This window comes from Pseudoalteromonas sp. OFAV1 (assembly GCF_021532595.1).
GTDB lineage: Bacteria > Pseudomonadota > Gammaproteobacteria > Enterobacterales > Alteromonadaceae > Pseudoalteromonas > Pseudoalteromonas lipolytica_C.
Genome location: NZ_JAKGBG010000079.1, coordinates 1 through 10,276, shown reverse-complemented (window position 1 = coordinate 10,276; position 10,276 = coordinate 1). Strand labels below are relative to the sequence as shown.

The 10,276-nt window shown below is 38.2% G+C and carries 17 protein-coding genes; 10 read left to right on the top strand and 7 right to left on the bottom strand.

The annotated features are described in order from the left end of the window. The 10 genes from L1267_RS23095 to L1267_RS23055 form a co-directional block, all read left to right on the top strand. Positions 1 to 754: RNA-guided endonuclease InsQ/TnpB family protein (locus tag L1267_RS23095; protein WP_235384341.1), on the top strand; the 754-nt coding region annotated here is incomplete at its 5' end. A 412-nt stretch (positions 755 to 1,166) separates the two neighbouring features. Further along, positions 1,167 to 1,550 carry a hypothetical protein gene (locus L1267_RS23090; protein WP_235384340.1) on the top strand — a complete coding sequence of 128 codons (384 nt, stop codon included), beginning with the start codon at positions 1,167 to 1,169 and terminating at the stop codon, positions 1,548 to 1,550. A gap of 11 nt (positions 1,551 to 1,561) precedes the next feature. Further along, positions 1,562 to 1,690: a hypothetical protein gene (locus tag L1267_RS23715; protein WP_268842668.1), complete on the top strand. Its 129-nt coding sequence runs from the start codon at positions 1,562 to 1,564 to the stop codon at positions 1,688 to 1,690. A gap of 1,307 nt (positions 1,691 to 2,997) precedes the next feature. Next, the gene (locus tag L1267_RS23085; protein ID WP_235384339.1) at positions 2,998 to 3,597 is read left to right on the top strand and encodes a hypothetical protein; all 600 of its coding nucleotides are present in this window, start codon (positions 2,998 to 3,000) and stop codon (positions 3,595 to 3,597) included. Positions 3,598 to 3,708: 111 nt separating this feature from the next. Next, positions 3,709 to 4,089, top strand: a complete 381-nt coding sequence (locus L1267_RS23080) for a hypothetical protein (protein WP_235384338.1) — start codon at positions 3,709 to 3,711, stop codon at positions 4,087 to 4,089. Between the two features lie 22 nt (positions 4,090 to 4,111). Beyond that, complete coding sequence (locus tag L1267_RS23075; RefSeq protein WP_235384337.1) at positions 4,112 to 4,495, top strand: hypothetical protein; 384 nt, start codon at positions 4,112 to 4,114, stop codon at positions 4,493 to 4,495. 361 nt (positions 4,496 to 4,856) lie between these two features. Continuing rightward, a complete protein-coding gene (locus tag L1267_RS23070) occupies positions 4,857 to 5,579 on the top strand; it encodes a hypothetical protein (RefSeq protein ID WP_235384336.1) in 723 nt (240 codons plus the stop codon). Between the two features lie 151 nt (positions 5,580 to 5,730). Further along, positions 5,731 to 6,174: a hypothetical protein gene (locus L1267_RS23065; RefSeq protein ID WP_235384335.1), complete on the top strand. Its 444-nt coding sequence runs from the start codon at positions 5,731 to 5,733 to the stop codon at positions 6,172 to 6,174. A 53-nt stretch (positions 6,175 to 6,227) separates the two neighbouring features. Beyond that, entirely contained in the window at positions 6,228 to 6,701 is a 474-nt protein-coding gene (locus L1267_RS23060) for a hypothetical protein (RefSeq protein WP_235384334.1), read from the top strand. Between the two features lie 81 nt (positions 6,702 to 6,782). Then, on the top strand, positions 6,783 to 7,172 hold the full coding sequence (locus tag L1267_RS23055) for a phage protein NinX family protein (protein WP_235384333.1): 390 nt from the start codon (positions 6,783 to 6,785) through the stop codon (positions 7,170 to 7,172). Between the two features lie 439 nt (positions 7,173 to 7,611). Here L1267_RS23055 and L1267_RS23050 read toward each other — a convergent pair whose 3' ends face one another. The 7 genes from L1267_RS23050 to L1267_RS23025 all read right to left on the bottom strand — a co-directional run. After that, positions 7,612 to 8,472: an IS982 family transposase gene (locus L1267_RS23050; protein WP_199525156.1), complete on the bottom strand. Its 861-nt coding sequence runs from the start codon at positions 8,470 to 8,472 to the stop codon at positions 7,612 to 7,614. A gap of 72 nt (positions 8,473 to 8,544) precedes the next feature. Continuing rightward, positions 8,545 to 8,670 carry a hypothetical protein gene (locus tag L1267_RS23710; RefSeq protein WP_268842667.1) on the bottom strand — a complete coding sequence of 42 codons (126 nt, stop codon included), beginning with the start codon at positions 8,668 to 8,670 and terminating at the stop codon, positions 8,545 to 8,547. Between the two features lie 16 nt (positions 8,671 to 8,686). Next, entirely contained in the window at positions 8,687 to 8,908 is a 222-nt protein-coding gene (locus L1267_RS23045; protein ID WP_235384332.1) for a hypothetical protein, read from the bottom strand. Positions 8,909 to 8,987: 79 nt separating this feature from the next. Beyond that, positions 8,988 to 9,191, bottom strand: coding sequence for a hypothetical protein (locus L1267_RS23040; protein WP_235384330.1), 204 nt, complete (start codon positions 9,189 to 9,191; stop codon positions 8,988 to 8,990). A 13-nt stretch (positions 9,192 to 9,204) separates the two neighbouring features. After that, on the bottom strand, positions 9,205 to 9,495 hold the full coding sequence (locus L1267_RS23035) for a hypothetical protein (RefSeq protein ID WP_235384328.1): 291 nt from the start codon (positions 9,493 to 9,495) through the stop codon (positions 9,205 to 9,207). 30 nt (positions 9,496 to 9,525) lie between these two features. Continuing rightward, positions 9,526 to 9,786: a hypothetical protein gene (locus L1267_RS23030; protein WP_235384327.1), complete on the bottom strand. Its 261-nt coding sequence runs from the start codon at positions 9,784 to 9,786 to the stop codon at positions 9,526 to 9,528. A gap of 170 nt (positions 9,787 to 9,956) precedes the next feature. After that, positions 9,957 to 10,276, bottom strand: a 320-nt coding sequence (locus tag L1267_RS23025) for a transposase (RefSeq protein WP_235384326.1), incomplete at its 5' end; no start/stop codon positions are given.

The window sequence follows — 10,276 nt, the reverse complement described above, 5'->3', positions numbered from 1 at the left end:
CGGAGTGGCTATCCCTGTTCATGCTGGCTCAATGACGTTTGATTACTCTGTTAATCAGAAAAAGAAGATGACCAAAGCTGATCGCTACATTAAGCGACTACAACGCAAGCTGGCGCGTCAGCAAAAAGGCTCAAACCGCAGAAATAAAACCAAGCATTGTATTGCTACGCATCACGCTAAAAAGGCGAATATCCGTAATGACTTTGCGCATAAAACAAGTCGTTCATTAGTCGATAGCCAAGCTAAGGTTATTGTGTTCGAAGCTCTACGAAGCTCAAGTATGATGCGCAAGCCAAAGGCGAAACAGGACGAACAAGGTCGATATGTGTCAAACAAAGCCAAGCAAAAGGCAGGGCTAAACAAGTCTATTCTCAATGTTGGTTGGCACATTATAGAAACCTACACGAAATACAAAGCTTACCAAGCAGGTAAAGCCTTATTCAAAATAAATCCAGCCTACACCAGTCAAGAGTGCGCTAAATGCGGTCACACTCACCCCAACAATCGTAAATCACAAGAACTCTTTGTGTGCGGTAACTGTGGAAACATTGACAATGCAGATAACAACGCATCATTGGTCATTAAGAAACGGGCAATTAATCTAATATTAGACACTGGAACGGTGTTGTCTGACGATGGAGTACTACGAACTAAGTCAGATAGTGGACGTGGAGGAAATCGTAAGACTAGCCGAGCCAAAAGCTCGACTAGCAGTGTCCAACGAAGCGTCAAAAAAGAAAAGTTAGCGGCTTAGGCTGTTACCTTGGAAGCTCGTTGCCTTTAGGCACGAGTAGTTCACTACTGTGGTGAGTCGAAAGCATCACGTAGAACACCGCCACCATCAGCTGAAGAAATTGAACGTCGAAAAAGACAAGATGCAATTGATGATTTCTACAGAGATAATAAGCGTATGAACGATATGTACGATCGTCTTTAAATAGCTATCACTAACCCAGATAAACGCTGGGCTAGTGGTGAACTATAACTATCTTTTTTTGTAACAAACTCTTGCTACCCTTCCCTGCTCATGTTAAACTAGACCCAATTCAAACAATGACGATGATGGCAATAACTTGAACAGGCTTAAAAAAGACATCTACTTCAAATTAAAGGCAGTTGCCCCTAGTTGTTACATGCATTCTTACACTGAGCAACAGCTGTTAGAAATGACTAATAATGCAGCTCAGCTTATTTTAAAGAACACTGCCGGTTCCCAAATTATCAGTCCTGCATATTTGCCAGAATATAAGTTAACAAAAAGAGCTAAAGAGAATATCCAGCGTAGTGCTTCGATAGCTACAATTACATCTGATTTACGTAATGCTAAGAGAGAACTGCTACACCTTATCTCGATCAGAAAGTCTCTTGGATATGTTTCATTTCATGTTTTGAACTCAATTAAGGCTAGAGCCTCAAAACTGGTTCAAAAGCCACTCAAGGATTACCTTGAAGCAATCAATGTTTTAATTGACTCTCAGCGCAAGTATTGTCGCTCTTTAATCAAGAGTGCAGCATCACTTAGAACGTCTCAATCAATACTTAAACAGTAGAGGAAATTATTGTGAGCAATAACAGTAATCGTAAAAATTTAACCATTGTTTTTACTCAAGATGGTGAACATATACATAACTGGGAATCAGACACGCAGAACCTTGAACCTACAGCTATGCTTGAAGCTGCTTGCAGTTAAGGTCTGGTTGATTGTAGCAAGCCATTGGACTTCATTACTTATCTTGATGACGAAATTGACTGCGTTTTACTTGAAGGCTCTTTTAAACCAGAGTTTATAGCGTTACACTCTTAAGCAGGTCGCTTTGAAAATTGTGTGTTTTTTGAAACGGTCAAGCAACTATAACAACGCTCTTTCAAAATCCGCCCAACTCAATGTTATTTTGTTAAATAGCATCCTAGAACTAGCATTATGTAGCTCTAGGATGCTATATGCGGCTTAGAAACCTAAATTGTGCATCTCAGCATAATCTTTTAAGTTATCCGCCCAGTGCGGCTTAAAGTACAGCTATTGAGGTACTTACAGCTAAGTTTTTTGTTATCCGCCACATGTGCGGTTTAAAGAAGAATGATCGAAATATTTACCAAAAATAGATAGTTATCCGCCACATGTGCGGCTTAAAGAAGGTATTTGCTCGCGTCGTTGTTTAAACCATGGTTATCCGCCACATGTGCGGCTTAAAGACATAATCGATTGTGTTTTAACGCATACGACAAGTTATCCACCACATGCGCGGCTTAAAGTTATGAGTTCTGAACTAATTGCATTCATAATTAGTTATCCGCCACATGTGAGGCTTAAAGTAAATTATGATGATAAAAATTCTGACACTGTTGGTTATCCGCCACATGCGCGGTTTAAAGTATGAATCCACTTATATTGGCAGCGATATTTCTAGTTATCCGCCACATGCGCGGCTTAAAGAATTTATACATGCTGACAAATAAGCTTTTCTAAGTTATCCGCCAAATGTGCGGCTTAAAGTAGTGCTTTTTTACAAGAACCTGATGACTGATCGTTATCCGCCACATGCGCGGCTTAAAGTAACACTTGGAGCCACACGGTCTTGCTTAATTTGTTATCCGCTACATGCGCGGCTTAAAAAGAGTAATGTAACCATCGTAACTAACATGCGCAGTTATCCACCATATGCGTGGTTTATAGTTCACCACCTTCGTGTTTAAACCCATAATAACTGTTATCCGCACTGAGCGGCTTAAAGAAGAAAGTAGAAGATCAATTAGAGAAGCAGCAGGTTATCCGCCCCATATGCGGCTTAAAATTGATAAGGGGAAAGGCTTTGCACGTTGTACTGTGTTATCCGCCACATGCGCGGCTTAAAGAGACTCAGTTGCATTAATGCCAGAAACAAAGTGTTATCCACCCCTTGCGGCTTGAATATATTCTTTAATAATATCTTTTTGTTGCACTATTATAGCATTTATGTAATACTAAGGATGTAGTCCCAAACAGCGAATAACAACAATATGATGCAACGAAACCATTCACCATTGATTGACAGTAAATTATTAAACAAAGATGGAGAGCCTCTACACTATTCATTTGAAACAGAAGGCCCTGAGTTAGCTCCAGTTATAGCTATTACATTTAATAACACTGTAAATCGTCTTAGTATTGATACCCACAGCATCGAAAGCATTGTCACTCAAACTTTACCAGAAATTATAAACTCGTTTAATGTTGCTTACATAAATAAAGACTTTAAGCGCGTAAAGCATCGAATCACTAAAGCACTTAAAACCGCGCATAAAAATGCAGACAAACCAATCAAGAGCATCTCTAAATCCGATATGTATGATTCATTGTCAGGCCAATTCTTTAAAAATGGCCGGTGGCGGTATTTCTCTGTTACCACTAATTCTGATGGTTTAGGTGTCATAAAGTATGCTAGACGAGATGTAGGTATTATTGAGCGTGAAATTTCTCGATACGGTTTTGATGTTGCGTTTAACGAAGTCTACGGCTTTATGTGCAAAAAAGTGGGTATAAACCCTGATAGTCAAAGCTTACACTTTCTAAAAGTTCAACTTCGACATCATTTAGCGATTCAGTATGCTGCACGTTAGCAGCATACAAATTTTTATCTTTTTTTGTAATAAATATTGCTTTTATCACCTTGCTTTGCTATCATTAACACAAGTTCAAAAGCAACTAACAACTAATTTAAGGTCGGTATTATGTCAATTATTACTAAAAATCACCACAAATCACTAGATGAACTTAATCGTGATATCAACTCACTTTCTTTAAAGTCTGAATCAGAAAGTGGCCCTAATGAAACATCATTAAAAAACCTGCTTGTTGGCGTCTTTTATACAACAGCAATTAAAACAGCAGACCTGAGCGTTAAGATCGTAACATGCACTGACACGAGCGCTACAGATGAAGAGTTACCTAACTACATCGTTACGTTCTTCAAAACGCACGACTGCCAAGAGCGCACCTTCAATTGTGATTTTTATTCTGAAGTGACAGATCTCATTGAAGCTTTCTATGCTAAGAAAGTGGCTTCAGACCAAGCTGTTACCGACATTTTAAGTCAAGCGGCCAATTCATAACTTAGCTTCTAGGAGAATTTTTATGAGTGACCAGCAAACTCCAAACTTAACTTTATCTAATTCTGATCAAGCTTTGCTAGATTCATACATTAAAGATTACGGAATAGATAAATACTATTTTGATCTTGTGAACAGATGTAATATTTTTCACGAAGTAATATTTTTGTCGGAAACGGCCGCTATAGCTGTTTACAACGGTTCAAACTTCAAAGTAATAGAAGTACTTACAAACAATCGAGATGACACAACATCGCTGCGGGAGGTTATTCAAAGGCGCGATAATGCGATCTATGCATGCCGAAACATCAAAAGCAGTACCTTATTATCTAAGGATGCACGAGAGGCTTTGCTAGATGAACAGCGCAACGCCGTTAGTAACTACCGAAATTGGCCAAACGTAAGCTAACCTATTTAGAGGGCACATGCCCTCTTTCCACTTACCTTCTATTTTCTATCAATAGGGAAAAGAAGCAGGGAATTTCTTTAAAATCCTCTGGCTTCCAATATCTTTTTTATGTAAAATAAAGCATGTCAAACAACGATAAGATTTTATCGAAAATCGTCGAGAAAACCCCGTGATCAGAGCGAAACGATGTCGCTGGGTAGTTCACCTAAACATGTACGTGAGCAAAACAATAAACTACGCAAGCGTAGCCGCGCTATTGACGTTACTTGCCTCGAATCCATGCTTAACTTTGTTAGTAATTGGAACCTAAACAAAAGCGCATCTTTAAAACCATAAACCCTCACTTTAAGGTTAAAATTTTATGAAGCAAGCTATGAAACTTATTGCATTATTTAGAGTGTTTTCCTTCTCAAATAACGCTATTAAACAGGCCTACTTTTATCCAGTTGCTATTGAGTTTTCACATAAAGACTTTGTTGCTGTGAGACATGACATCAATTTTCTTCACGATAGAAATTACAATCCTTCATCAATGGAGGAAATGTGCCGCGATTACCCAAAAAAAGTGTTCGGTCACTGTCCTCCACCGGCGTGTGATGACTTTTACTTTATTAACACGCTTCACAAGAGGTTAGCCGGTGATACTGATGAGGGTTGCTCATATTCAGAACTTGAAGGCTTATTCCCTTATAGTGACAAGATTGAGCTCGATACATTATCTCGCATTACGAAAGCGCAACTTGATTCGTTTTACAAGAATCATTCGGAAAGCCCTTCAGTTGAAGATTTCATTTCTTTCATTAACGAGCATTACAAAGGCTATGAATTATTAGACCATCTTCGCAACGGCACCATTACTTTAAAACACCTAGAAGAACAGGTTTATGTGAGCAATATAGACTTTTCGCAATTTGAACTTGGCATTGATCCTCGCACGATAAATAAGCTTCATGCGTACTGGGAACAATATGTGAATAAAAACGTTCGTACTGCCAACTCCGCAGCAAAAAAGTGCCCGGATGTATTGTCTAAGCTAGCGGAATTTTCACAAACCGAAGGTGAAATTATTCCTTTTGAACTATAAGTTTTTTAATTCTAATTCAGTTAAATTATTCAAAATCAAATTCATATTAACCATTACATTATGTAATGATTTTTATTTTAAATATCTTTTTATTGCACTAATTGTGTTTTTACGCTAAACTACACACATAAACAAAACAAGGCTAGAAACCATGAAGCATATTTCGGCATCTGCATTATACAACGACAATAAAAACAGCTATCAATCGAATTTTTTAGGTAACAATTTAAAGGTGATTGCAGATTTTATTAATGAAATGTCACGTAAGCCCGATTTAAAGTGGGCGACAATTCATGATAATAGTACCGGTGAAGTCTTAAAACGTATCTATACAATTAAAACAGATCAATCAATTATTATAGATGCTATTATTTCTCAGACAGATAAAAGCTCTCTTTCTGTAATACTGGTGGATAACCCGCGACCTCACACAAGGCTTGTTATTACTCGTTCGGCATTAGAAATGTTCTGTAATGAACTTGAGAAGGAACAGCAGAGCAGCGTTCATGTGAAGGATGCTATCGAAAACATTAAAAATGAAATTACCAAATCTGTACCAGATAAGATTACAGTGTACTGTCTGGTTAATATATAATAATGGGCATCTTCAAGGCCCCAAGCAGCCATTAACACACTCTAGGTTTTAATATGCAAAGCATGCACAATTACTTCATCGATAATAATCCTCATTCATTTCAGGCATTTTTAGAGCTTAATGATGATGAGTTTAGTAATGACCAGATAAATACACTTTTTAACGAGCTACTAGTAGCTGAGCAAGGTATTGAGTACAGCAAGGACATTACAGGTGCCGATCTGGGTAACATTATTTTCAAGAAGCATGACTTTTACTATATTCACGCTCTTTTAATTGCTTTATCGCTACTTATGACTGATACGTTAGCAACAATAGCTGTTACCCTTGGCGCCTTAACTCACGTAGTTCTTTTTGTGTTGCTAAAGACGCTTAAGCTTAAGCAAGTAACGCTAGAAAACAAATTGCGCTTTTCAATGCGAAAAAAGATGCTCTTGGAAACTTTAGCGAAGGTTAAGGAAGTTAAAAAGTATGATGCTGATTATTTTCACCATAAAGAAACATTCTATCGGCGTTCAATACTTTAATAGTTATTAAACCTTAATTTAGCTTAGATAATAGTGAATTTTAGTTCACACAATCTCTGAACATAACAACGGAACTTTGTCATGAAAACTATTAAAACAAAAACTTCTACCTTAAATTCACTTGCACTTGATTGGGCTGTAGCTACACTTCAAGGCTTCACGGTAAAACTTAATCCTATGGGTTTTTCATCTGGTTCTCAGTCGGGGTTTTGGATCTGGGAAGATAAAGCAAATGGTAAAATGTTATTGATTGGAGACAATTATTCACCTTCTACTAATTGGAATGACGGGGGCGACATTCTAGATATTGAGGGGATCAGTGTTAACTTTGAAGCAGGAATTTGGACAGCTAGAACAGTTAATGACATTGAAGCTGATGGTAAGACCTTGCTAGTAGCTGCTATGCGTTCATATGTTACTGATAAACTTGGTGAATACATTGAATTGCCAGATCTACTAAGTGTAGCGTAGTCACAAGCTACTTTTAACTTACCGCTATTTGATTTTAATACAAAGTAATATCGCCTATAAGTATTGGTGAGATATTGACTAAAACCCTTTATCGAAAATCGTCGAGAAAACCCTGTGATCGTCGAAAGGGTAGCACCCACATCTCAGAAGAAACAATCCGTTAAAACGAAAGTCTTCGAATTATCGAAGTTGAATTGTGGATCTGAGAAAAAAGAAGTAGCCTAGCTTCCCGCTAGGCTATAGAAGCCCAGTGATCAGAGTGAAACGATGTCGCTGGGTAGTTCACTCAACAGAAAGACTGATTCGCATTTCTGCACCACCTTTCCCATTGGTTACGATCATGTATGTGGCAATAACTTCGATACCATCAACGTTTAACCCAAAACGGCAATCAAATGGCCTACCATTTTGGCTAATTAACCTCAGATCTGTATAAGAATTAAAGCCGAGTCACTTTTATACTCGGCTTTTTAGTCTGAAAGGTATAGGCAATTAATCCAGCCATTAAATTAACCATAAACGAGATACAGCTTCTGTGTCTTGTATGATCTATTTGAGCCATGTTTTTTAGCTGATCGAAAACTGTCTCAATGATGAAACGCTTTGATAACATAGCTCTATCCCAAGATGATATTGGTTGACGTTTCATATTACTTCGTTGACCTGTTATAAAATCAATGCCTTGCTCAGCAAGTTCCGCTTTTAGGCTTGCAGATACATAGCCTTTGTCAGCATATAAACTACCTGTAACATTTTCGACCATATCTAACACAGGCTTCCTATCATCAACATTCCCTGCGGTCACTTTTACTGCTAATAACCCCCCTTCGTCATTCATGATGAGGTGGAGTTTAAAGCCATAAAACCAGCCCATTGTTCCTTTTCCTCGCTTGGCTTCGTCAGCGAAAACTTGGTGGCGAGGAATACGCATGTTGTGACACACCTTGAGAGAAGTGGAATCGATAAATGCAATGCCTGTTGGTTTATCAAAGCGCTGCTTCAGATAGCTACACAGAGCAGGTAACGTGGTCTGAAGTAACTTCAACATACGTGTATAACTGACTAAATCAGGAAAATAATGTCGCCAATACTGACAAACAAATTTGGTGTAGTAAGTTTTAAAGTCGCGATAACCTGATTGATGAAAGGCAATTAATATAGTCATCACTTCGCTAGAGGATAGTCGAGATGGCTTAATGCGTTGCTTTTCACCCGATTCTATTAGATGTTTAAGCCATTGAGGTTCAAACAATAAACAAAAATCATCGACATCTACGTAAATTGCATCTAAGTTATTCATGCCCTTGCCTCGGTAATCTTATGTTTCTTAATCGAAAGATCTGATCACCGCAAGGGCATTTAGTTCCATTTCTTATGTGCAGCTCAGGTTAATTAACTCTTTCAGGCTAACCATTTGGCTTAGCGAGAATAGTTCCTCTGAAGAAAAGTCATGCTTTTCTGCTTTGATACGTTCTTTTGATAGTTTTACAGTGGTCATGATATTCCCTTACAAATCAAGCTACATCAATAACAGTGATTGCCGTGGCTGGTGCAATCATATCGCCATTTAGCTTGACCAATGCAGTATCTAGCCTCTTCTTAATATTATTTGCTTCTTTCTCAGTCCAACCGTTGTCTCGTTGGTTGTTCCATGTACCATTAAAGTATTCATCAACTCGATAGTCGCCGTATTTTTCGTTCTGACTAACCTTAAACTCTACTGATACTGTTTCCATAATTTGCGACCTGACTAGTTAACTTGGTATCAATTACAATATAGGCATGCCTATATTGTAAAGTACTTAGCTTACATAATTAACTTTTTCCTAGCTCTTTTTCTAAGGCACTAAAAGCGGCTATTAACGCCTCTTCTTTTGTTTTCCCTGTTTTCTTAATCAGGCTATTAATTTTCGCTAGCGCTTCAGCGTCTTTAAAGCGAACTGTTGAAAAGATAGGTGCCCCTAGTCGCTTTTCGTTTTGTTTTTGATTAGCTCGGCTTTGTGCTTTGTTTTCTGACATTAAATAACCCTACTTATTTCTCACTTACGTAATGCTCAGCACCTTCAGAGCCATCATTTAATGCTTGTTCTTTCAACTTCTCTAAAGATTTTAAGCGCAACTCTAGATTGTCTAATACGGCCTTTTTTGGAACCCAGTTCCCGGCATCATTTTCACGGCCATGTAAAAGCACCTGCTCGGCATCAAAAGTTAACTCTTCCAGTTGTGACTCAAGCTCTTTAATAGCATCATGTGCTAGCTTTAATTGCGGAGAATGACCCATTCTTTTAGCGAACCATTCCTTAAACATCTTTGCTTTAAGCATTTTAAATCCTCTTCCGTAACTCGAACTTTGTTAAATAGAATTCTCATCCAAAAACTTAATTGCCTCAGCGACAGACACTTTATCACTTAAGAGCCAATCTAAATCTTTTGGTGTTATAGGCGTATTGTCGCCGACTTTACCAAAAAGAATTACAGCACCTTCACTCCCATTATTCACGAGATAGTAACCCTCGCCCAGCTTTTTATGTAAAGCTGCATCAATTACTTTTGATAATACTTTTAGCTCTTCAAGTTTGCGATTGTATTTAGTAAGGGTTTGTGAAGGCTTCATACGTGACCTAAGATATTAAAATTAAATGTTCTACAAATTAAGAAAAACCTAAAGCGCTAAGCCTCTCGCTTATAGTTCAGTTTAAGATCTATGACTTGCTTGTCATAAATGTTTTGCTTACAACGGTGAACTACTCGGAGCTAAAGCTCGCGAGCTTCCAAGATAATAGCCTAAGCGACTAGCCTTTCTTTTTTGACGCTTCGTTGGACACCGCTAGTCGAGCTTTTAGCTCGGCTAGTCTTACGATTGCCTCCACGTCCACTATCTGACTTAGTTCTGAGAACTCCATCGTCAGATAACACCGTTCCAGTGTCTAAAATGAGATTAATTGCCCGTTTCTTTATAACCAATGACGCATTGTTATCTGCATTGTCAGTATTGCCACAGTTACCGCACACAAATAACTCCTGTGATTTACGGTTGTCGGGGTGAGTGTGACCGCATTTAGCGCACTCCTGACTGGTATGGGCTGGATTTATTTTAAATACTG

Excerpts from the sequence above, each read along its gene's own strand:
- L1267_RS23090 (WP_235384340.1), top strand. The coding sequence starts at position 1,167 with ATGACTAATAATGCAGCTCAGCTTATTTTAAAGAACACTGCCGGTTCC.
- L1267_RS23085 (WP_235384339.1), top strand. The coding sequence starts at position 2,998 with ATGATGCAACGAAACCATTCACCATTGATTGACAGTAAATTATTAAAC.
- L1267_RS23080 (WP_235384338.1), top strand. The coding sequence starts at position 3,709 with ATGTCAATTATTACTAAAAATCACCACAAATCACTAGATGAACTTAAT.
- L1267_RS23075 (WP_235384337.1), top strand. The coding sequence starts at position 4,112 with ATGAGTGACCAGCAAACTCCAAACTTAACTTTATCTAATTCTGATCAA.
- L1267_RS23070 (WP_235384336.1), top strand. The coding sequence starts at position 4,857 with ATGAAGCAAGCTATGAAACTTATTGCATTATTTAGAGTGTTTTCCTTC.
- L1267_RS23065 (WP_235384335.1), top strand. The coding sequence starts at position 5,731 with ATGAAGCATATTTCGGCATCTGCATTATACAACGACAATAAAAACAGC.
- L1267_RS23060 (WP_235384334.1), top strand. The coding sequence starts at position 6,228 with ATGCAAAGCATGCACAATTACTTCATCGATAATAATCCTCATTCATTT.
- L1267_RS23055 (WP_235384333.1), top strand. The coding sequence starts at position 6,783 with ATGAAAACTATTAAAACAAAAACTTCTACCTTAAATTCACTTGCACTT.
- L1267_RS23050 (WP_199525156.1), bottom strand. The coding sequence starts at position 8,472 with ATGAATAACTTAGATGCAATTTACGTAGATGTCGATGATTTTTGTTTA.
- L1267_RS23710 (WP_268842667.1), bottom strand. The coding sequence starts at position 8,670 with ATGACCACTGTAAAACTATCAAAAGAACGTATCAAAGCAGAAAAGCAT.
- L1267_RS23045 (WP_235384332.1), bottom strand. The coding sequence starts at position 8,908 with ATGGAAACAGTATCAGTAGAGTTTAAGGTTAGTCAGAACGAAAAATAC.
- L1267_RS23040 (WP_235384330.1), bottom strand. The coding sequence starts at position 9,191 with ATGTCAGAAAACAAAGCACAAAGCCGAGCTAATCAAAAACAAAACGAA.
- L1267_RS23035 (WP_235384328.1), bottom strand. The coding sequence starts at position 9,495 with ATGCTTAAAGCAAAGATGTTTAAGGAATGGTTCGCTAAAAGAATGGGT.
- L1267_RS23030 (WP_235384327.1), bottom strand. The coding sequence starts at position 9,786 with ATGAAGCCTTCACAAACCCTTACTAAATACAATCGCAAACTTGAAGAG.